Here is a 20,638-nt window from a genome sequence, read left to right on the forward strand (position 1 = left end):
TTCCCATCCCGAACACGGAAGTTAAGCCCTCCAGCGCCGATGGTAGTTGGGGCCAGCGCCCCTGCAAGAGTAGGTCGCTGCTAGGCAATAAACGAGCAGCCAGTTGCATTGGTGCAATTGGCTGTTTTCGTTTTTTGAGGAAAAAACGATAAGGACCCGCTCAATGTCTCTCTTCCTTTCATCTACTAGTATAGAATGTTAGCAATGTGGGAAACATAGAGGATGGGAGGTGGAGAGCGTGAGGACATCAATAGCAGACCGGAATCAACGCGAACATGTATGCATCGTTTGTGAACAGGAAAAAAAGGAAGGGATTTTCCTTTTTGGCCATTTTCTTTGTTTGGACTGCAACCGGGCGATTGTGCAAACGAATACGGACGACCCGAACTACTCGTTTTATGTGCGGCAGCTGCGCAAAATGTTTACATCGAAAATTCACTCGTAATCAGGTCCTGCATTTGGGCCTGTTTTTATTTGCGATTGACGCGACTCGTGCGTTTTTTCGGGCGTTTGTGATACTATATGTTTGATGTTTCTCCTGCATATCCCATGCATTTCGGCAGTCTGCCCGGATGATGGCCGTTCTGGGACAGACAGCAAGGAAAGAGGATGATGATGGATCAAACGAAAACTCCTTTATATGACGCTCTCGTGCACCATTGGGCGCGCCGCCCGGTTTCGTTTCACGTGCCGGGACATAAATACGGCGCTTTGTTTTCGAAACGAGGGAGAGATATGTTTGCGCCGCTGTTGGCGTTGGATGCGACGGAAATTTCCGGCTTGGATGACTTGCATCATCCTGAGTCGGTGATTGCCGAGGCGCAGGCGCTGGCGGCGGAGCTGTATGGCGTTAGGGAGACGTTTTTCCTTGTGAACGGTTCGACGGCAGGGAATTTGGCAATGATCGCCGCCGTGTGTGATGGAAAGAGGAAGAAAGTGATTGTACAACGCAATTGCCATAAATCGGTGATGCATGCATTGCAACTCATGGAAGCCACTCCTGTTCTACTTGCTCCCGAGTTTGATCGTGATGTGTGTGTCGCTTCGCACATTCGTCCTAAAGCGGTCAAAGAGGCGTTGGCGCTTCATGATGATGTTGCTGCGGTTGTATTGACGAACCCAAATTATTATGGAATGGCCGCCGATTTGACAGAAATCGTCCGTCTAGTTCATGAACATGGCATTCCGGTGCTGGTTGATGAGGCGCATGGCGCCCATTTCGTTGTCGGCCCCCCTTTTCCGACATCGGCGCTTCGCTATGGCGCCGATGTTGTCGTGCAGTCGGCGCATAAAACGTTGCCGGCGATGACGATGGGAGCGTTTTTGCATGTAAACAGCGAGCGGGTTGATCTTGAGCGGTTGAAATATTTTTTGCAGTTGTTTCAGTCAAGCAGCCCGTCTTACCCGATTATGGCGTCGCTCGATTTGGCGCGGAGTTATGTCGCCCAGCTTTCAAAAAGCGATGCGGCGGCGATCGTGGCAGAAATTGAGAAGTTTAAAGCAGCCTTGGCCGATATTGACGGGGTGGCAGTCGTTTGTTCCCGCCATTTTGGCGTACAGACCGACCCGCTGAAAGTAACGGTGCAGACGCGCTGTTCCTTGACCGGGTATGAACTGCAACGTTGGCTTGAGCGCGAAGGGGTGTTTGTCGAGCTTGCTGATCGAATGAACGTGCTTTTCGTTTGCCCGCTGGCGGTAACCGGGCGGCTTCAGGAAGCAGCGGAGAAAATCAAACGAGCGTGGCGCGATTTGCCAGATGGCGAGGCGCCGGTGTGTGACGCTTCGCCTTTTCTCGGACCGCTTCTATCGGTTTTAGTCCCGTATAATGAACTGCGCCATTTGCGGACAAAAGCTGTGGCGCTCGAGGAAGCTGAAGGACATATAGCGGCGGAAACGGTCATTCCATATCCGCCTGGGGTGCCGCTCGTGTGGGTCGGAGAACGGATCGGCCGCGGCCATATTGAACAGATCCGCCAGCTTCTTTGTCAGCGGGCGCACATACAAGGCGGAAGCCGGCTGAAAGATGGTCAGCTGGTTGTATACGAATAGGAAGGATGGAAAGGATGCCGCGAGTGATGAACGGATGCTTTTTTTCGTTTGAAGGACCGGAAGGAGCCGGCAAAACGACGATGATCAGCAAATTGGAGTCGTTGTTGCGTGAGCGGGGGATTGACGTCGTGGCGACGAGGGAACCGGGCGGGGTGCGCATTGCCGAGGCGATTCGCTCAATCATTTTAAACCGTGATTATACGGAAATGGACGGGCGGACGGAGGCGCTTTTGTATGCGGCGGCGCGCCGGCAACATTTGCTTGAGAAAATCGTGCCGGCGCTTGAGGCTGGGTGCGTCGTCCTTTGCGACCGGTTTGTTGACAGTTCCCTCGCCTACCAGGGATTTGCCCGCGGGCTTGGCATTGAGGAAGTATGGAAAATTAATGAGTTCGCTATTGATGGGTATATGCCGTCGCTGACGATTTATTTTGATATCGATCCGCAAATTGGGCTTGAACGAATCCGACGAAACCGCAGCCGGGAAGTGAATCGGCTTGACCTTGAAACGTTGTCTTTTCATGAGAAGGTGCGAGAAGGGTATCGGGAACTCGCCAGACGGTTTGCCGACCGCATTGTCGTCATCGACGCGAACCGCCCGCTTGATGATGTATTCGCTGAAACAACGGCCGCGGTGCTTTCCCGTTTGAAAGGAAGATGACAGCGCCATTTCCATGAATCCGACCGTGATGATTCCTAGTGGACATGATAGAATAGAAATAAGAAATCAAGGAAGAGTGATGGCGATGCGATGGGAACAGCTAGCGAAACGCCAGCCGGTGGTGGCGAAAATGCTGCAAAGCGGCTTGGAAAAAGGGCGGATTTCTCATGCGTACTTGTTTGAGGGGCAGCGGGGGACGGGCAAAAAAGCGGCCAGTTTGTTGTTGGCGAAACGTTTGTTTTGTCTGTCCCCAATCGGAGTTTCCCCGTGTCTGGAGTGCCGCAACTGCCGGCGCATCGACTCCGGCAACCACCCTGACGTCCGGGTGATCAGCCCAGACGGAGGATCAATCAAAAAGGAACAAATCGAATGGCTGCAGCAAGAGTTCTCGAAAACAGCGGTCGAGTCGGATAAAAAAATGTACATCGTTGAGCACGCCGATCAAATGACGACAAGCGCTGCCAACAGCCTTCTGAAATTTTTGGAAGAGCCGCATCCGGGGACGGTGGCGGTATTGCTGACTGAGCAATACCACCGCCTGCTAGGGACGATCGTTTCCCGCTGTCAAGTGCTTTCGTTCCGGCCGTTGCCGCCGGCAGAGCTCGCTCAGGGACTTGTCGAGGAGCACGTGCCGTTGCCGTTGGCGCTGTTGGCTGCCCATTTGACAAACAGCTTCGAGGAAGCACTGGCGCTTGCCCAAGATAGTTGGTTTGCCGAGGCGCGAACATTAGTGCTACAATGGTATGAGATGCTGGGCAAGCCGGAGCTGCAGCTTTTGTTTTTCATCCACGACCGCTTGTTTCCGCATTTTTTGGAAAACCATCAGCTTGACCTTGGACTTGATTTGCTTTTATATTTATACCGCGATTTATTGCATATTCAAGCCGGGCAGATGGACGGCGTGTTATACCGCGATCAGCTGGACCGCCTGCAACGATGGGCGCTTGCTTGCCCGCAGCGGCGGATTTTGGCTGGCATGGAAGCAATTTTACAAGCGAAAACGCGTTTAAATACAACAAATATGAGCACAGCGTTGCTTGTTGAGCAGCTCGTTCTTCAATTAAAGCGGTAAAGGAGGGAGAGCCGTTGTATACGGTAGTCGGCGTCCGTTTTAAAAAAGCAGGGAAAATTTATTATTTTGACCCTGGCGATGCCGTTATTCCCGTCGGCGAATTCGTCATTGTCGAGACGGTCCGAGGCATTGAGTACGGAAAAGTCGTCATCGCCAATAAACAAGTCGACGAAAACGACATCGTGCTGCCGCTCAAAAAAGTGATCCGCGTGGCGAATGAGAAAGATAAATGGATTGTAGAAGAAAACAAAAAGGCGGCGCGCGAGGCGTATGACATTTGCTTGCGCAAAGTGGAGGAGCACGGGCTGGAAATGAAGCTCGTCGATGTGGAATATACGTTTGACCGCAATAAAGTGATCTTTTATTTCACTGCCGATGGGCGCGTCGATTTCCGCGAGCTTGTGAAAGACTTAGCGTCGATTTTCCGCACGCGCATCGAGCTGCGGCAAATCGGGGTGCGCGATGAGGCGAAAATGCTTGGCGGCATCGGGCCGTGCGGCCGCATGCTTTGCTGTTCGACGTTTTTAGGCGATTTTGAACCGGTGTCGATCAAAATGGCGAAAGATCAAAACTTGTCGCTCAATCCAACGAAAATTTCCGGGCTGTGCGGCCGGCTGATGTGTTGCCTGAAATATGAAAACGAAGAGTATGAGACGGCGAAAGAACAACTCCCGGATTTAGGGGAATATGTCGAAACACCGCACGGCTTCGGCAAAGTCGTCGGCTTGAACATTTTAGAGCGGGTGTTGCAAATCGAGCTTCCAGAATTCGGACGGGTCGTCGAATATACACTCGATGAGCTGATGAAAAACGGGACGTTGTCCATTCGCGTCGCGGATTAATTTGGGGTGGGGCCAGTGGAAAAAGTAGATAAAAAAGAAGTGTTTCGATCAGTGGCCAATATGGAAGAGCAACTTAGTTATTTTTACCGCGAGCTGGTGCAGCTGAAACAGCGCGTAACGGAGCTGTTAGAAGAGAATCACCAGCTGCAAATCGAAAATGCTCATTTGCGCCGTCGGCTTGAACAATTGTCAGAAGCATGGGAAGAAGGCAAACGAAAAGGGGACAAACATGGCAAAAAACTCATCGACATTGGCGAAGGGTATGACAATTTAGCCCGCCTTTACCAAGAAGGGTTTCATATTTGTCACATCCATTACGGAAGCATTCGCACCGAGGGCGATTGTTTGTTTTGCTTGTCGTTTTTGAACAAAAACTAAAGGCAGCGCCACCCTTTCCGTTTCGGAAAGGTTATTTTTTTCAATGGAGGATCGTGCGTCATGGTGGAATTGTACGAGGATGAACGGCTCGATTATTTGTTTAACGAAGAGCTCCGCATCATTCAAAGTCCATCTGTATTTTCGTTTTCCCTTGATGCCGTGCTCCTTGCTCATTTTGCCTATATGCCGATTCAAAAGGGGCAGATTGTTGATTTGTGCACGGGCAACGGGGTGATTCCCCTCTTGTTGAGCCGGCGAACAAAAGGGACGATCATCGGCATCGAAATTCAAGAACGGCTTTGCGACATGGCGAGGCGAAGCGTGCAATACAACGGGCTTGAAGGACAAATCGAGATCATACACGGCGACATTAAAGAAGCGCCGCAACGGATCGGTTACAGCCGGTACGATGTCGTCACGTGCAACCCCCCGTATTTTCCGGCAGTCGGCAAAGACGAACTGAGCAAAAATGAACATATCGCCATCGCCCGCCATGAAATTTATTGCACCCTAGAGGATGTGATTCGAGTCAGCAGCCAGCTGTTGAAGCAAGGAGGGAAGGCGGCGTTCGTCCACCGGCCCGGGCGGCTGCTTGATCTTGTGACGCTCATGCGCCAATACCGTCTTGAGCCGAAACGGCTCCGCTTTGTGTACCCGAAAGAGGGCAAAGAGGCGAACATGATTTTAATTGAAGGGACAAAAGACGCAAGCCCGGACTTAAAAGTGTTGCCTCCGCTTGTCGTGTATAATGAGAATAACGAATATACTGAGGAGACGAAGCGGATCTTATATGGCATTATTTCATCTTAAAGGGGCGGAACAAGGATGCTTTGGCAGCAAAAAAGTTTTACCGAACAAACGGAGCAAGGGACACTGTACATCGTGCCGACGCCGATCGGCAATTTGGAGGATATGACGTTTCGTGCGGTTAGGACGCTTCAGGAAGCTGACGTCATCGCCGCCGAGGACACAAGGCAGACGAAAAAGCTGCTCGCCCATTTCGGCATTCATACGCCGCTCGTCAGCTACCATGAGCATAATAAATACGCGAGCGGCCGGCAGCTTGTCGAATGGCTGAAGGAAGGAAAAACGGTGGCATTGGTGAGCGACGCCGGGATGCCCGGCATTTCCGATCCGGGTTATGAGCTTATTGTTGCGGCGCTTGCCGAGCGCTGCCGCGTCGTCCCTCTTCCTGGAGCGAACGCGGCATTGACAGCGCTTGTCGCCTCCGGGCTGCCCACGGACCGCTTTTTGTTTGTCGGCTTTTTGGAACGGGCGAAAAAAGAGAAAAAAGAGCAGCTGCTGTCATTAAAAACAGCGGCGGAGACGTTAATTTTTTATGAGGCGCCCCACCGCTTGAAAGAAACGCTCGCTCTTATGTATGATATATTCGGCAATCGGCGCATCGCTCTTGGCCGCGAGTTGACGAAACGGTTTGAGGAGTTCATCCGCGGCGATTTAAGCGATGCGGTCGCCTGGGCGGAAGAACATGACACCCGCGGTGAATTTTGCCTCATTGTCGAAGGGGCGCGAGACGGGAATAAACAAGAGCAAGAGGGAGAGGAATGGTGGCAGCCGCTTTCGCTTGTCGAACATGTCGATTATTATATTCGCGAGCACAGCCTTTCCGTCAAGGAGGCGGTGAAACAGGCGGCCAGTGATCGAAATATGTCGAAACGCGACGTTTATCGGCAGTATCATCAACAGCAAGAAGAAGAAAAAAAAGAGTTTCTCTGAAGCCAGAGAAACTTTTTTATTCTTTTTCTTTGTCTGTTGCTGCTTCTAGATGCTGTTGGATCTCCTGCAACAAAATTTCTGCGCCTTCGCGGCTTAAAATGATTTTGCCGCCGGCCAGTTTGAAGTTGTCGTCCGACACTTCGCCGGTGACGACACACGTCATGTTCGGCTTATACTTTTTCAAAATGATGCGGTCATCGTCAACATAAATTTCCAACGCATCTTTTTCGTTAATATCCAACGTACGTCGCAGCTCAATTGGAATGACGACGCGGCCTAACTCATCGACTTTACGCACGATCCCTGTCGATTTCATCGTCGATTCTCCTCTCCGCAAAAAAGTTTTTTGTCGTTTATTCGTCAATATTCGACAAATTTCCTACAACCTAATCATATCAGTGTTTCCATTAAGCGTCAATCCTTTAATATGTAAAATTTAAAAAAAATGTATATTGTTATTTCAAAAAAAGTTTGTTTAGAAAGAAAGGAGAAAACGAATGAATTTGCCCATCTAAACTCTATCCTTGTATAACAAATTCGCAGCGATGGCTGAAAACGCGGCCGTATTTTTGCCGGTTTGGGTATATTTTTTCAGCCCACGAGAAATAGATGTTTTTGTAGAATGAAAAAATTATGTAAAATAGAAGTAACGCCGCTCTCGTCGCCGGACGGGGGCTTTTGTGCTCAACAGTACGAGGGAGGGCCTAACCGATGGAGAAAAAAACGTTTTATTTGACGACGCCGATTTATTACCCGAGCGACCGCCTGCATATCGGTCATGCTTACACAACGGTGGCGGGGGACGCCATGGCTCGCTATAAACGGATGCGCGGCTACGATGTCATGTATTTGACCGGCACCGATGAGCATGGGCAAAAAATTCAGCGCAAGGCGGAAGAAAAAGGAGTAACGCCGCAGCAATACGTCGATGAGATCGTCGCTGGCATTCAGGAGCTATGGAAGAAGCTCGACATTTCCTACGACGATTTTATTCGCACAACGCAGGAGCGGCATAAAAAAGTCGTCGAACAAATTTTTACCCGTCTTGTCGAACAAGGCGATATTTATTTGGGCGAATATGAAGGCTGGTATTGTACGCCGTGCGAATCGTTTTACACTGAGCGGCAGCTTGTGGACGGCAACTGTCCGGACTGCGGCCGGCCTGTTGAGAAAGTGAAAGAAGAGTCCTATTTCTTCCGGATGAGCAAATATGTCGACCGCTTGTTGCAATATTACGAAGAAAATCCCGATTTTATCCAACCGGAATCGCGGAAAAATGAGATGATCAACAACTTCATTAAGCCGGGGCTTGAGGATTTGGCTGTGTCCCGGACGACGTTCGATTGGGGCATTAAAGTGCCAGGCAATCCGAAGCATGTCATCTATGTCTGGATCGACGCGCTTGCCAACTATATCACAGCGCTCGGCTACGGCACGGACAACGATGAAAAGTTCCGCAAATATTGGCCGGCGGACGTCCATTTGGTCGGCAAAGAAATCGTCCGTTTCCATACGATTTATTGGCCGATTATGTTGATGGCGCTCGGCTTGCCGTTGCCGAAAAAAGTATTCGGCCATGGCTGGTTGCTGATGAAGGATGGAAAAATGTCCAAATCGAAAGGAAATGTCGTCGACCCGGTGACGCTCATCGACCGGTATGGGCTTGATGCGCTCCGCTATTATTTGCTGCGGGAAGTGCCGTTCGGCGCTGATGGCGTGTTTACGCCGGAAGGATTTATTGAGCGCATCAACTATGACTTGGCCAACGACTTAGGCAACTTGTTGCACCGTACTGTGGCGATGATCGAGAAATATTTCGACGGCGTTATTCCGCCATACCGCGGGCCGAAAACACCGTTTGACCAAGAGTTGGCGCAAACGGCGCGCGAAGTGGTGCGTCAATATGAAGAAGCGATGGAGGGAATGGAGTTTTCCGTCGCGCTCGCCGCTGTTTGGCAGTTGATTAGCCGGACGAACAAATACATCGATGAAACGCAGCCATGGGTATTGGCGAAAGACGAACAGAAACGGGATGAGCTTGCCGCCGTCATGACCCACTTGGCTGAATCGCTTCGCCATACGGCGGTGCTGCTCCAGCCGTTTTTGACGCGCACGCCGGAGCGCATGTTCGCTCAGCTCGGCATCACTGATCATTCATTAAAAGAATGGGACAGCTTGTACGATTTCGGCCTCATTCCGGAAGGGACAAAAGTGCAAAAGGGAGAACCGCTCTTCCCGCGCCTCGACATCGAAGCGGAAGTGGAGTACATTAAGGCGCATATGCAAGGGGGCAAACCGGCCGCCGAACCGGTAAAAGAGGAAAAAAAAGCAGCGGAGGCGGCGGAAATTTCGATTGACGAGTTCGCCAAAATCGATTTGCGCGTCGCTGAAGTCATCCATGCCGAACGGATAAAAAACGCCGATAAGCTGTTGAAGCTTCAGCTTGACCTTGGCGGCGAGAAGCGGCAAGTGATCTCCGGCATTGCTGAGTTTTACAAACCAGAAGAACTAGTCGGCAAAAAAGTCATTTGCGTCGCCAATTTAAAACCAGCCAAGCTTCGCGGCGAATGGTCGGAAGGCATGATTCTAGCCGGAGGCAGCGGCGGGGAATTTTCGCTGGCGACGGTTGATCAACACGTGCCGAATGGAACGAAAATCAAATAACGGTTTGCTTGGCAGGGGGGTGTTGCGCTTGACACCTCCTTGTCGCTATTTTGTAATGGAAATGTTAACGAAATGTGACGTATGTAACCAATTTCTATGCTACACTTAACATCAAGGTGGAAAAGAGGGCATTAGTATGCTGTTTGATACGCACGCACATTTGAATGCAGTCCAATACGAAGAAGATTTGGAACAAGTCATTGAACGCGCCCGCGATGAAGGGGTTTCACACATTGTCGTCGTCGGGTTTGACCGTCCGACGATCGATCGGGCGATCGAGCTGGCCGAGCGGTATCCGTTTATTTATGCGGCGGTTGGCTGGCATCCGGTTGATGCGATCGAGATGACGGACGATGATTTGCAGATGATTGAACAGCTCGCCGCTCACCCGAAAGTCGTGGCGCTCGGCGAGATGGGGCTTGACTACCATTGGGATAAATCGCCGAAAGACGTGCAACAAGAGGTGTTCCGGCAGCAAATCCGGCTGGCTAAAAAGGTGAAGTTGCCGATCATTATTCATAACCGTGAGGCGACGGCAGATATTTTAAAAATTTTGCAAGAGGAAAACGCCGCCGAAGTCGGCGGGATTATGCATTGTTTCAGCGGCAGCGTCGAGGTGGCCAAACAGTGCATGGACATGAATTTTCTCATTTCCCTTGGCGGACCGGTCACGTTTAAAAATGCGAAAAAACCGAAGGAAGTGGCGAAGGAGATTCCACTGAGCCATTTATTGATCGAAACCGATTGTCCATATTTAACGCCTCACCCTTTCCGCGGCAAACGAAACGAGCCGAGCTATGTCAAATACGTTGCCGAAGCGATCGCACAGATCAAAAACATTTCTTTTGCCGAAGTAGCGGAAACAACGGCGGAAAATGCCAAAAAATTGTTCGCCATCGACCGCTAAAATTAGGCGTCGAACAGCGGGGAAGCTTGTCGAAGGTGCGGCGAAGACGATAAAATTCTACAAATTCAGCCGATATGAGCCAACCGCGTGTCGACAAGTCTTCCTTCCTTTTTCACTGAATTTTCTGCATAATAGAGTATGCTCGTGCGTACATGTTAAAGGGAGAGGGGAATTCCGTAGAAAAAGGAGGCGTTCATCTGATGTTGCCGAATGGGAGGAAATGGCTGGACTTATGGAGGAAAAACGTGACCGTCACAGCGGGCGGGTTTCTCGCCATCTCCGCGACGACAGGGGTTGCTGGATATGAGATGGCCAAAGACGATGTGACGCTGATCAAAAACGGAAACAAACAAGAAATTCGCACTCATGCGAAAACGGTGAAAGAGCTGCTTGCGGAGCAAAACATTCAACCGCGCAAAGAAGATTATGTTTATCCGTCTCTCCACTCACCGATCACCGACGATCTCCATATCGTTTGGGAAGCGAGCAAAGAAGTGACGCTGACGGTCAATGGAAAAAAGAAAAAGATATGGACGACAGCCGATACAGTCGCGGAGCTGCTCCGTTCGCAGCACGTGGCAGTCGGGCCGTATGACAAAGTGGCGCCGGCGCTTTCGGCGAAAATTCAAAAAGGCATGGACATCGGCGTTGAAAAGGCGTTTCCAGTCCACGTCAATGTCGGCGGTAAACAACAGCAGGTATGGACAACTTCGACTACGGTCGCTGACTTTTTGAAGCAGCAAGGGATTCAGCTAGGTCAACTCGATCGGATAGAGCCCTCCTTGCACGAAATGGTCAAAGAACAGATGACCATTTGTGTGGTCCGAGTAAAAAAAGTCACCGATGTAGTGGAAGAACCCGTCGACTTTGCCGTGGTGACAAAACGGGACGACTCATTGCCGAAAGGAGAGCGGCGCGTCATTCAGCCTGGAGAAAAAGGGATGGTTCAAAAAACGTATGAGGTGACATTGGAAAACGGCAAAGAAACGGCGCGCAAACTAATCGCTGCGAAAACGCTAAAAGAAAGCAAGGCGCGCATTGTCGCCATCGGCACGAAAACTGTGCGCTCAGCTGCCGCGCCCGACCGCCCGTCCTCGCGCGGCTCGGACCATGCCGCGAAGGAATTTTACGTCACCGCCACCGCCTACACTGCCTATTGTGCAGGCTGTTCAGGCATAACAAGCACGGGCATCAACTTGCGCAAAAATCCTTCCGCTAAAGTGATTGCGGTCGACCCGTCCATCATCCCCCTTGGGTCGAAAGTGTATGTGGAAGGATACGGATATGCCATTGCCGCTGACACCGGCTCAGGCATCCGCGGATATAAAATTGATGTGTTTTTCCCGGAACGATCGGATGCGTTTCGTTGGGGCAGAAAGCGCGTGAAAATACGGGTATTGCCATAGAGATGCGATGGGAGAACGAAGCGGAGGGTTTTTTCCCTCTGCTTTTTTTCGCTATAATGGCATTGTGCCGCGACAATGCGCGCCGTTTCTACTAAATTAGACGATGCAAACGGAAAAAAAGTTTCAGCGAAATTCAAAAAATAATAAGGGAATGAAGCGGCTTTCGGCGATGATTCGCCTTACTTTTGATTTTACCGGAAAGGAGGCATTGCAGAAATAGGAAAAAGAGACGATTCCGTTGTTTCTGCAATGGGAGGATGAAGATCAAAGAAGTGATCGTTGTGGAAGGAAAAGATGATACGGCGGCGATCCGGCGCGCCGTCGATGCCGATACAATCGAGACAAACGGAGCAGCAGTGGGCGCGGATGTCATTGAGCGGATCAAGCTGGCGAAAGAGCGCCGCGGCGTGATCATTTTTACCGATCCCGATTTTCCCGGCGAAAAAATTCGCCGCACGATTGCCGAACAGGTGCCGGGGTGCAAGCATGCCTTTTTGCCGCGCGAGGCAGCCAAAGCGAAAAACGGCAAGGGCATCGGGGTTGAGCACGCGTCCCCTGACGAAATCCGTCGGGCGCTCGCCAACGTGTATGAAGAGGCGTCGGATTGGAAGGAAGAAATTACGTTTGCTGAACTGATCGAGGCTGGGTTGATCGGCGGTGCGATGGCGCGCCGGCGGCGGCAGCGTCTCGGCGAGGAGCTGAAAATCGGCTATGCGAACGGTCGGCAGTTTCATAAGCGGCTGCAAGTGTTCCGCATTTCCCGTGATGCTTTTTATGCCGCGTTAGCGCACGTGATGCAGGAGGAGGCAGACGATGTATAAAGATATTGCAACACCGCGGCGGACGAAAGAAATTTTGGAGCGATATGGCTTTTCGTTTAAAAAGAGCCTTGGGCAAAACTTTTTGATCGATGCGAACATTTTGCGGAAAATCGTGGATGTTGCCGACATCTCCCCTGATACAGGAGCGATTGAAATCGGACCGGGCATCGGAGCGTTGACGGAACAATTGGCGCGACGGGCGAAAAAAGTCGTTGCTTTCGAAATCGACGGCCGACTGTTGCCCATTTTGGCCGACACGCTGTCTCCTTATGACAATGTGCGCATCTTTCACCAAGATGTATTAAAGGTCGACTTGCATGCCGTCATCGCCGAGGAACTGGCTGATGTAAGCGACCGGATGGTCGTCGCCAACTTACCTTATTATGTGACGACACCGATCATTATGAAGCTGCTTACCGAGCGGTTGCCGATCCGAGGCATGGTCGTCATGCTGCAAAAAGAAGTCGCCGACCGTCTTGCCGCTAAGCCAGGGACAAAAGATTACGGCTCGCTGACGATCGCTGTGCAGTATTATACCGAAGCGGAAGTCGTCATGACGGTGCCGCGCACCGTCTTTATGCCGCAGCCGAACGTTGATTCTGCTGTCATCCGGCTCGTAAAGCGGCAGCATCCGCCTGTTGTTGTCGACGATGAGGGCGTGTTTTTCCAAGTGGTGCGGGCAAGCTTCGCCCAGCGCCGCAAAACGCTGTTCAACAACTTAACAAACAATTTGCCGGGAGGAAAAGAGAACAAAGAGAAAATTGAACGAGTGCTCGTTGCTTTGGGCATTGACCCGCGCCGCCGCGGAGAGACGCTTGACATCGCTGAGTTTGCTTCATTAAGCAACGCGTTGGCACCGCTTTTCGGCAAATGAAGGAGTCGTAAAGAAAGCGCTCCTCTAGGGGGCAGCGGTCTTTTCGTCAACCAAAGCCGTCCAAACAGGCGTCTATCACCTATTGTCCGCACGTGCATATCGTATGGATGACAACGATTATGCAATGGAGTGAGCGGTGATGGACGTCATTAAAATCGGCGATATTGTCGCCCGCAAGTCTTACCAATGTGATTTATTGTTCCGAGTGATTGATATTAAAGAAAAAAACGGCGAGTGGGAAGCGATTTTGTATGGTGAAGACGTGCGCCTCGTCGCGGACGCTCCGTGCAGCGATTTAGTCGTCATCGATGAGCAGGAGCAACAGGAACGGAAAAAGCGGGAAATCGAGCTGATCGAACAATCGTATCGGCTTTTTCGCCAAGATTATCAGGCGATCAAGCAAAAAGTCGAATATCGGGCGACCGGCGGATACCGGGTGGAGAAAGATTTTTTTCAAATTCCGGGGCGCGTTCTTCATTTGGATGGCGACCCGTTATATTTGCGCAAATGTATGGATTTGTATGAGCGGATCGGCGTGCCGGTGCACGGCATTTACTGCGAGGAAAGCGAAATGCCGGAAAAAGTTGGCTACTGGATCGAGCAGTTTCGCCCTGATATTTTAGTCATCACCGGGCATGATTCGTATTCGAAGTCAAAAGGAAAGGTGCATGAGTTAAAAGCGTACCGCCATTCGCGCCATTTTGTGCAAACGGTGAAAGAGGCGCGCAAAAAAGTGCCCCATTTGGACCAACTGATCATTTTCGCCGGCGCCTGCCAGTCGCACTTTGAGTCGCTCATCCGCGCTGGGGCGAATTTTGCTAGTTCACCAGCGCGGGTGAACATTCATGCTCTGGACCCCGTCTATATCGTTTCGCGCCTCAGCTTCACCCCGTTCACCGAAACGGTCGACGTATGGGATGTGTTGCGCAACACGTTAACTGGGGAAAAGGGGCTTGGTGGGGTGGAAACGAAAGGCGTGCTCCGCACCGGGATGCCGTTTCGCCTCATTGAGAATCGAGAGGAAAACCGCCGCAGTTGATGGGCGGTTTTTTCTATACGTCCGTCACATTTTTTTACAAAAAAGTTCCACATCACACATAAAAAGAAGGATATTGTAGAAAAATATACATTGACAGAAATAAAAATGCCCTGATATAATTTTTATTTTTTGACTTTAGATATCATCTTTGTTATAATTACAAATAGTGAGGTGGATGATGAATGCCAAAGACTTTATCCGATATTAAAAAAACGCTGGATTCCAATATCGGGAAACGGTTGACGCTGCGGGCCAACGGCGGACGCAGAAAAATGATTGAGCGTTGTGGTATTTTGGCGGAAACATATCCATCCGTATTTGTCATTGAGCTGGATCAAAAAGAGAATTCGTTTGAACGCGTATCGTTCAGCTACGCCGACGTATTGACAGAGACAGTAAAGTTGACGTTTTGGGATGATGAGCAAGCAGGGGGGCAGTAGACAGATTTGTTTGCTGCTTTTTGTTTTTTGTTTTGTCATAAATAGGTGACGTGAACTACTCCCACTTCGTTTTGTTTGAAGCGGGAGTTTTCTTTCGGAACTATGATAAAACCGCCCTCTTTATTTCATACTAAAACTGCCGCAGCCGCCTTTTGCCCGGCCAAATGCAAAGCCGGCTTGTTGATGCGCCGGCGGGTTGCCAAACGTTTCATGCCATAGCGCCAATGAACATGGAAAGGGGTTGCTGACATTGGGTCGACGCCGCGGGATTATGTCGCAACGCTTGAAAGAAGAGCTGGCGAAAGAGTTGGGCTTTTACGATGTCGTGCAACGTGAGGGGTGGGGCGCCATCCGCGCGAAAGACGCAGGAAACATGGTCAGATTGGCGATTGAACGGGCGGAGCGGCAGCTGGCCGGAACAACGGAATAGCGCCGGCAGCGGGGCGTGTTGCGGCGAGGGTGTCCCGAACGGGGCGCCCTTTTTTGCATACATATATTGTTTGGCGTCGTCGCCAGAACATGGTAATATGATAAAATGGGTTGACGAAAGAAAGGCGGATGAGACGGGGCAAAGACGGCGGAGACGGAAAGCAGCCGATGGATGCCGATCCGCTTATTCATGATTGCGCGTGGAAGCAGGTGAGGATGAGTGAGGTTGTCGATAAAAGCGCCGGCGAAAATCAATTTGTCACTCGACGTTCTTTATAAGCGCCCGGATGGTTACCATGAAGTGAAAATGGTGATGACGACGATCGATTTGGCCGATCGCATTGAGCTTGTCGCGTTGCCGGAGGAAGATGCGATCCGCATCGTTTCGCAAAACCGCTTTGTGCCGGATGATTGCCGCAACTTGGCGTATCAGGCGGCTAAGCTTCTTAAAGAGACGTTTTCGATCCGCCAAGGGGTGGCCATTTCGATTACGAAGCATATTCCGGTGGCCGCCGGATTGGCGGGAGGAAGCAGCGATGCGGCGGCGACGCTGCGTGGGTTGAACAAGCTTTGGCAACTTGGATTAACGATGGATGAACTGGCAGAGCTCGGGGCGAAAATCGGATCAGATGTCGCTTTTTGCGTCTACGGCGGAACCGCCTTGGCGACGGGACGCGGGGAAATCATCACTCCGATCCCTTCACCGCCGCCGTGCTGGGTTGTGCTGGCCAAGCCCCCGATCGGTGTATCGACGGCGGAAGTGTACCGAAACTTGGAACTTGAGCGTGTCAGCCATCCAGACGTCGATGCGATGGTGAGAGCGATCGAGCGGCAAGATTATGCGGCGATCTGCCGGTTGGTCGGCAATGTTCTTGAGGAAGTGACGTTGAAAAAATATCCGGAAGTCGCGCATATTAAAGAACAAATGAAGCGGTTTGGCGCTGATGCGGTGCTGATGAGCGGCAGCGGGCCGACCGTGTTTGGACTGATCGAGCACGATTCGAGAATGCAGCGGGTATACAATGGGTTGCGCGGCTTTTGTGACCAAGTGTTTGCGGTGAGAATGTTAGGAGAACGACATTCTCTTGATTAAACACGTACATTTTTGTTAAAATATATTTATAATATTCGGTTTCAGGAGGTCGGCTATGAAGCTAAGGCGAAGCGGCCGTTTAGTTGATATGACGCATTATCTTCTTGAACGGCCACATCAGCTCATTCCGCTTACATTTTTTGCCGAGCGGTACGAATCGGCCAAATCGTCGATCAGCGAAGATTTGGCCATCATTAAGCAGACGTTCGAGCAGCAAGGAATCGGAACCGTTCGGACGCTGCCCGGCGCTGCCGGTGGCGTGCAATACATTCCAAAAATGGCTGCTGAGGAAGCGGAAGAAGTGGTTGCGTATTTGTGTGAACAACTGTCGCGTCCGGATCGGCTTCTTCCCGGCGGATATTTGTATATGACCGACATTCTTGGCGATCCCCGTATTATGAACAAAATCGGCCGCCTTTATGCGTCGATGTTTGCCGACCGTCCGGTGGATGTCGTCATGACGATCGCCACCAATGGGATTCCGTTCGCGTATGCCATCGCCAACTTTTTGTATGTGCCCGTTGTCATCGTCCGCCATGACAATAAAGTGACAGAAGGACCGATGGTGAGCATCAATTACGTATCCGGCTCGTCCAAACGCATCCAAACGATGGTCCTATCGAAGCGCAGCTTAGCGGAAGGAGCCAATGTGCTCATCGTCGACGATTTTATGAAGGCGGGGGGTACAATCAACGGCATGATCAGTTTGCTGCAGGAGTTTAACGGCAATGTCTCCGGCATTGGCGTGCTCGTCGAGTCGGAGGAGGCGAAAGAACGGTTGGTCGACGAATACATTTCACTCGTCAAACTGTCCGAGGTCGACGTAAAAGAAAAGCGGATCGCTGTCAAAGAAGGCAATTACAAAGCGTTTTTATAGCACTCGCTGCTTGACATAAAAATCAAGAAAGGAGACTGGCTCATGAGAAAGGTAGAGACAACGAAGGCGCCGCAAGCGATCGGCCCATATTCGCAAGGGATCATCGTCAACAACATGTTTTACAGCTCGGGGCAAATCCCGCTCACTCCAGAAGGGGAATTGGTGAAAGGCGACATTCAAGCGCAGACGCATCAAGTGTTCCAAAACTTGAAGGCCGTATTGGAAGCGGCCGGCGCTTCGCTCGATACGGTGGTGAAAACGACCGTATTTCTGAAAAATATGGATGATTTCGCGGCCATGAATGAAGTGTACAGCCAATACTTCCCGAACCATAAGCCGGCGCGCTCGTGCGTGGAAGTAGCCCGGCTGCCGAAAGATGTCCTTGTCGAAATTGAAGTCGTTGCCCTCGTTCCGTAATGATTAGCCCCACTTTTTCCCTACATAAAAATTTATAAAAAATTTTTCGAAAAAAGAAGGAAATGACTCGAGCACGTGGAATTAATTACATCGAGTCTCATATAGGGGAAAAGGTGGTGAGCAAAATGGAAGTGACAGACGTAAGATTACGCCGCGTCAATACCGAAGGACGGATGAAAGCGATCGCCTCCATTACGTTGGACAACGAGTTCGTCGTCCATGACATCCGCGTCATCGACGGAAACAATGGGCTGTTCGTCGCGATGCCGAGCAAGCGCACACCAGATGGGGAGTTCCGTGATATCGCTCATCCGATCAATTCCGCCACGCGCGGGAAAATCCAGGAGGCGATCCTCGCTGAATATCACCGCCTCGGGAAGTTGGAAGAAGAACTTGAAGAAGCTGGCGCTTCGTAAACATATGAAAGGGAGCTTAGGTGAAATTCACCAAGCTCTCTATTTTTTTGGCAACCGCATTGTTTCCTTGAAAAGTGCCACTGATTCATATATATTCAATTATGGATAAAAGGGTAATTGGAGGCCTTTCACATGAAGCGATATGCGGTCATTTTGGCGGCCGGACAAGGGACGAGGATGAAATCAAAGTGGTATAAAGTGCTTCATCCCGTTTGCGGCAAGCCAATGGTTCAGCACGTCATCGACCAAGTGTCGAAGCTTGGGGTGGAAAAAACGATTGCGGTAGTGGGATTTGGGGCGGAACAAGTGAAAGAACAGCTCGGCTCTCAGTGTGAATATGCCCTGCAGGAGGAGCAACTCGGGACGGCGCATGCAGTAATGCAGGCGGCTCCGCATTTGCGCGGCCTTGAAGGAGTGACGATTGTCGTCTGTGGGGATACGCCGCTCATCACCGCTGAGACGATGGAGACGCTCGTCGAGCATCATATGGCCGCCAAGGCGAAGGCGACCGTATTGACGGCCATCGCTGATGATCCGTCCGGATATGGCCGCATTGTCCGCAACCAGGCTGGCCATGTCGAGAAAATTGTCGAACATAAGGATGCGAGCGAGCAAGAGCGGAACATTCGCGAGATTAACACGGGAATCTATTGCTTTGACAACCAGACATTGTTTCAAGCGCTTACAAAAGTGACCAACCACAACGCTCAAGGTGAATATTATTTAACGGATGTGATTGAAATTATCAAAGCCGACGGCGGCGTTGTATCCGCCTATCAGGCGCCGTCGTTTGAGGAAACGATCGGCGTAAACGACCGCATCGCCCTCGCCGAAGCGGAGCGGATCATGCGTGCTCGAATTTGCCGTCAGCATATGAAAAACGGGGTCACGATCATCGATCCGGCTTCCACTTATATTTCCGCCGAGGCGATGATCGGACGCGACACGGTCATTTACCCCGGCACGGTGATTGAAGGCGAGACGGTGATCGGTGAAGACTGCGTCATTGGACCAAATTCGGAAATTAAAAATTGCTATATCGGCCATCGCACATCGATTCGCCATTCGGTCGCCCATGACAGCGAGATTGGTTCGGATGTGACGATCGGCCCGTTCGCCCATATTCGACCGCTGTCAAAAATCGACGATGAGGTGCGGATCGGCAATTTCGTCGAGGTGAAAAAATCGACGTTCGGCAAAGGAAGCAAGGCGCCGCATTTGAGTTATATCGGCGATGCTGAAGTCGGCGCCGATGTCAATCTTGGCTGCGGGTCGATTACGGTCAACTACGACGGCGTGAATAAGCATATGACCAAAATCGAAAATGGGGCGTTTATCGGTTGCAATGTCAATTTGATTGCACCGGTTACGGTAGGACAAGGCGCTTACGTCGCCGCCGGATCGACGATCACGAATGACGTCCCCGGTCGCGCGCTCGCCATTGCCCGCGCCCGGCAAGTCAATAAAGAAAATTATGTCGATCGCCTGCCAGGCAAGAAAAAATCTTAGCGGAGGTCTATCATGTCTGACTGTCAGCATCAATTAAAATTGTTCGCTCTGAACTCGAACATGAAGTTGGCGAAGGAAATTGCAGAAGTCATGGGAATCGAGCTCGGCAAATGTTCCGTTTCCCGTTTCAGCGACGGGGAAATTCAAATCAACATTGAAGAAAGCATCCGCGGCGACGATGTGTTCGTCATTCAATCGACGAGCGTGCCGGTCAATGAGCATTTGATGGAGTTGCTTATCATGATCGACGCGTTAAAGCGCGCCTCGGCCCGCACGATCAATATCGTGATGCCGTATTACGGCTATGCCCGTCAAGACCGGAAAGCGCGTTCGCGCGAACCGATTACAGCGAAGCTGGTCGCCAACTTGCTCGAGACGGCCGGAGCGTCGCGCGTCATCACGCTTGATTTGCATGCCCCCCAAATTCAAGGATTTTTCGATATTCCAATCGATCATTTGATGGGTGTGCCCATTTTGGCGGATTATTTCAAAAGCAAACAATTGGAAGATATTGTCGTCGTCTCTCCGGACCATGGGGGTGTCACAAGGGCGCGCAAGCTCGCCGACCGCTTGAAAGCGCCGATTGCCATTATCGATAAGCGCCGGCCGAAGCCGAACGTGGCGGAAGTGATGAACATTGTCGGGCAAGTGGCGGGGAAAACGGCCATTTTGATTGATGACATTATCGATACGGCCGGCACGATTACACTCGCGGCCAACGCTCTAGCGGAAAGCGGAGCGAAGGAAGTGTACGCGTGCTGCACCCATCCGGTGCTGTCTGGTCCAGCGATCGAGCGCATTCAAAGTTCCAAAATTAAGGAACTGGTCGTCACCAATTCAATTGCCTTGCCAGAAGAGAAAAAAATTGATAAAATTGTAGAGCTGTCGGTGGCTCCGCTTATTGCTGAAGCGATTACGCGCGTGTATGAAATGAAGTCTGTCAGCGTCCTGTTCGACTAACGCAAGAAAACATGTTTAGCCCTTCTTGTTTTAGGATAAAGTAGTCAAT

At 51.0% G+C, this 20,638-nt stretch carries 23 protein-coding genes and 1 rRNA gene; 23 read left to right on the top strand and 1 reads right to left on the bottom strand.

Going from position 1 to position 20,638, the window contains the following annotated elements; translation table 11 throughout:
- From rrf to rsmI, 9 genes are all read left to right on the top strand, one after another.
- Positions 1–86, top strand: a 5S ribosomal RNA gene (gene rrf / locus T260_RS1000000138350); the annotation flags it as partial.
- Between the two features lie 152 nt (positions 87–238).
- On the top strand, positions 239–445 hold the full coding sequence (locus T260_RS123845; RefSeq protein WP_011229538.1) for a sigma factor G inhibitor Gin: 207 nt from the start codon (positions 239–241) through the stop codon (positions 443–445).
- Between the two features lie 170 nt (positions 446–615).
- A complete protein-coding gene (locus tag T260_RS123840; protein WP_025039043.1) occupies positions 616–2,049 on the top strand; it encodes an aminotransferase class I/II-fold pyridoxal phosphate-dependent enzyme in 1,434 nt (477 codons plus the stop codon).
- A 26-nt stretch (positions 2,050–2,075) separates the two neighbouring features.
- Positions 2,076–2,708, top strand: coding sequence for a dTMP kinase (gene tmk, locus T260_RS123835; RefSeq protein WP_014194560.1), 633 nt, complete (start codon positions 2,076–2,078; stop codon positions 2,706–2,708).
- A 79-nt stretch (positions 2,709–2,787) separates the two neighbouring features.
- On the top strand, positions 2,788–3,780 hold the full coding sequence (holB, locus tag T260_RS123830; protein WP_021322628.1) for a DNA polymerase III subunit delta': 993 nt from the start codon (positions 2,788–2,790) through the stop codon (positions 3,778–3,780).
- A gap of 14 nt (positions 3,781–3,794) precedes the next feature.
- The gene (locus T260_RS123825) at positions 3,795–4,622 is read left to right on the top strand and encodes a PSP1 domain-containing protein (protein WP_012820432.1); all 828 of its coding nucleotides are present in this window, start codon (positions 3,795–3,797) and stop codon (positions 4,620–4,622) included.
- A gap of 15 nt (positions 4,623–4,637) precedes the next feature.
- Complete coding sequence (yabA, locus tag T260_RS123820; RefSeq protein ID WP_011229543.1) at positions 4,638–5,000, top strand: DNA replication initiation control protein YabA; 363 nt, start codon at positions 4,638–4,640, stop codon at positions 4,998–5,000.
- Positions 5,001–5,060: 60 nt separating this feature from the next.
- Entirely contained in the window at positions 5,061–5,810 is a 750-nt protein-coding gene (locus T260_RS123815; RefSeq protein ID WP_014194562.1) for a tRNA1(Val) (adenine(37)-N6)-methyltransferase, read from the top strand.
- 15 nt (positions 5,811–5,825) lie between these two features.
- Positions 5,826–6,737, top strand: a complete 912-nt coding sequence (gene rsmI, locus T260_RS123810; RefSeq protein ID WP_014194563.1) for a 16S rRNA (cytidine(1402)-2'-O)-methyltransferase — start codon at positions 5,826–5,828, stop codon at positions 6,735–6,737.
- A gap of 16 nt (positions 6,738–6,753) precedes the next feature.
- On the opposite strand, the gene abrB is transcribed toward rsmI, so the two are convergent.
- Entirely contained in the window at positions 6,754–7,053 is a 300-nt protein-coding gene (gene abrB, locus T260_RS123805) for a transition state genes transcriptional regulator AbrB (protein WP_011229546.1), read from the bottom strand.
- Between the two features lie 395 nt (positions 7,054–7,448).
- Between abrB and metG the strand changes: the two genes are divergently transcribed.
- The 14 genes from metG (at position 7,449) to T260_RS123735 (ending at position 20,589) form a co-directional block, all read left to right on the top strand.
- Positions 7,449–9,401, top strand: a complete 1,953-nt coding sequence (gene metG / locus T260_RS123800) for a methionine--tRNA ligase (protein WP_014194565.1) — start codon at positions 7,449–7,451, stop codon at positions 9,399–9,401.
- Between the two features lie 136 nt (positions 9,402–9,537).
- On the top strand, positions 9,538–10,308 hold the full coding sequence (locus tag T260_RS123795) for a TatD family hydrolase (RefSeq protein ID WP_013143959.1): 771 nt from the start codon (positions 9,538–9,540) through the stop codon (positions 10,306–10,308).
- Between the two features lie 200 nt (positions 10,309–10,508).
- Positions 10,509–11,714, top strand: coding sequence for a G5 and 3D domain-containing protein (locus T260_RS123790; RefSeq protein ID WP_014194566.1), 1,206 nt, complete (start codon positions 10,509–10,511; stop codon positions 11,712–11,714).
- Between the two features lie 257 nt (positions 11,715–11,971).
- Positions 11,972–12,535 (top strand): ribonuclease M5, encoded by a 564-nt coding sequence (rnmV, locus tag T260_RS123785; RefSeq protein WP_014194568.1) that lies wholly within the window; start codon positions 11,972–11,974, stop codon positions 12,533–12,535.
- Complete coding sequence (gene rsmA, locus T260_RS123780) at positions 12,528–13,409, top strand: 16S rRNA (adenine(1518)-N(6)/adenine(1519)-N(6))-dimethyltransferase RsmA (protein WP_023634488.1); 882 nt, start codon at positions 12,528–12,530, stop codon at positions 13,407–13,409. The genes rnmV and rsmA overlap by 8 nt, the downstream gene beginning before the upstream one ends.
- A 139-nt stretch (positions 13,410–13,548) precedes the next feature.
- Entirely contained in the window at positions 13,549–14,448 is a 900-nt protein-coding gene (yabG, locus tag T260_RS123775; RefSeq protein WP_014194570.1) for a sporulation peptidase YabG, read from the top strand.
- A 182-nt stretch (positions 14,449–14,630) separates the two neighbouring features.
- Positions 14,631–14,888, top strand: a complete 258-nt coding sequence (veg, locus tag T260_RS123770; protein WP_011229553.1) for a biofilm formation stimulator Veg — start codon at positions 14,631–14,633, stop codon at positions 14,886–14,888.
- A 250-nt stretch (positions 14,889–15,138) separates the two neighbouring features.
- A complete protein-coding gene (locus tag T260_RS123765) occupies positions 15,139–15,318 on the top strand; it encodes a small, acid-soluble spore protein, alpha/beta type (RefSeq protein ID WP_013143961.1) in 180 nt (59 codons plus the stop codon).
- 219 nt (positions 15,319–15,537) lie between these two features.
- A complete protein-coding gene (gene ispE / locus T260_RS123760) occupies positions 15,538–16,410 on the top strand; it encodes a 4-(cytidine 5'-diphospho)-2-C-methyl-D-erythritol kinase (protein ID WP_023634489.1) in 873 nt (290 codons plus the stop codon).
- Positions 16,411–16,465: 55 nt separating this feature from the next.
- Positions 16,466–17,287, top strand: coding sequence for a pur operon repressor (gene purR, locus T260_RS123755; protein ID WP_014194574.1), 822 nt, complete (start codon positions 16,466–16,468; stop codon positions 17,285–17,287).
- 42 nt (positions 17,288–17,329) lie between these two features.
- Complete coding sequence (locus T260_RS123750) at positions 17,330–17,704, top strand: RidA family protein (protein ID WP_011229557.1); 375 nt, start codon at positions 17,330–17,332, stop codon at positions 17,702–17,704.
- Positions 17,705–17,829: 125 nt separating this feature from the next.
- Complete coding sequence (spoVG, locus tag T260_RS123745; protein ID WP_003247437.1) at positions 17,830–18,120, top strand: septation regulator SpoVG; 291 nt, start codon at positions 17,830–17,832, stop codon at positions 18,118–18,120.
- Between the two features lie 132 nt (positions 18,121–18,252).
- The gene (gene glmU, locus T260_RS123740; RefSeq protein WP_023634490.1) at positions 18,253–19,629 is read left to right on the top strand and encodes a bifunctional UDP-N-acetylglucosamine diphosphorylase/glucosamine-1-phosphate N-acetyltransferase GlmU; all 1,377 of its coding nucleotides are present in this window, start codon (positions 18,253–18,255) and stop codon (positions 19,627–19,629) included.
- A gap of 12 nt (positions 19,630–19,641) precedes the next feature.
- Positions 19,642–20,589 carry a ribose-phosphate diphosphokinase gene (locus tag T260_RS123735; protein ID WP_012820445.1) on the top strand — a complete coding sequence of 316 codons (948 nt, stop codon included), beginning with the start codon at positions 19,642–19,644 and terminating at the stop codon, positions 20,587–20,589.
- Positions 20,590–20,638 lie beyond the last annotated feature (49 nt).

It is taken from the genome of Geobacillus thermopakistaniensis (assembly GCF_000498995.1).
In the GTDB taxonomy this organism is placed as follows: Bacteria; Bacillota; Bacilli; order Bacillales; family Anoxybacillaceae; genus Geobacillus; species Geobacillus thermoleovorans.

Coding starts and splice junctions, on each gene's coding strand:
- T260_RS123840 (WP_025039043.1), top strand. CDS start 616: ATGGATCAAACGAAAACTCCTTTATATGACGCTCTCGTGCACCATTGG.
- tmk (WP_014194560.1), top strand. CDS start 2,076: ATGAACGGATGCTTTTTTTCGTTTGAAGGACCGGAAGGAGCCGGCAAA.
- holB (WP_021322628.1), top strand. CDS start 2,788: ATGGCGATGCGATGGGAACAGCTAGCGAAACGCCAGCCGGTGGTGGCG.
- T260_RS123815 (WP_014194562.1), top strand. CDS start 5,061: ATGGTGGAATTGTACGAGGATGAACGGCTCGATTATTTGTTTAACGAA.
- rsmI (WP_014194563.1), top strand. CDS start 5,826: ATGCTTTGGCAGCAAAAAAGTTTTACCGAACAAACGGAGCAAGGGACA.
- abrB (WP_011229546.1), bottom strand. CDS start 7,053: ATGAAATCGACAGGGATCGTGCGTAAAGTCGATGAGTTAGGCCGCGTC.
- metG (WP_014194565.1), top strand. CDS start 7,449: ATGGAGAAAAAAACGTTTTATTTGACGACGCCGATTTATTACCCGAGC.
- T260_RS123795 (WP_013143959.1), top strand. CDS start 9,538: ATGCTGTTTGATACGCACGCACATTTGAATGCAGTCCAATACGAAGAA.
- T260_RS123790 (WP_014194566.1), top strand. CDS start 10,509: ATGTTGCCGAATGGGAGGAAATGGCTGGACTTATGGAGGAAAAACGTG.
- rnmV (WP_014194568.1), top strand. CDS start 11,972: ATGAAGATCAAAGAAGTGATCGTTGTGGAAGGAAAAGATGATACGGCG.
- rsmA (WP_023634488.1), top strand. CDS start 12,528: ATGTATAAAGATATTGCAACACCGCGGCGGACGAAAGAAATTTTGGAG.
- yabG (WP_014194570.1), top strand. CDS start 13,549: ATGGACGTCATTAAAATCGGCGATATTGTCGCCCGCAAGTCTTACCAA.
- veg (WP_011229553.1), top strand. CDS start 14,631: ATGCCAAAGACTTTATCCGATATTAAAAAAACGCTGGATTCCAATATC.
- purR (WP_014194574.1), top strand. CDS start 16,466: ATGAAGCTAAGGCGAAGCGGCCGTTTAGTTGATATGACGCATTATCTT.
- T260_RS123750 (WP_011229557.1), top strand. CDS start 17,330: ATGAGAAAGGTAGAGACAACGAAGGCGCCGCAAGCGATCGGCCCATAT.
- spoVG (WP_003247437.1), top strand. CDS start 17,830: ATGGAAGTGACAGACGTAAGATTACGCCGCGTCAATACCGAAGGACGG.
- glmU (WP_023634490.1), top strand. CDS start 18,253: ATGAAGCGATATGCGGTCATTTTGGCGGCCGGACAAGGGACGAGGATG.
- T260_RS123735 (WP_012820445.1), top strand. CDS start 19,642: ATGTCTGACTGTCAGCATCAATTAAAATTGTTCGCTCTGAACTCGAAC.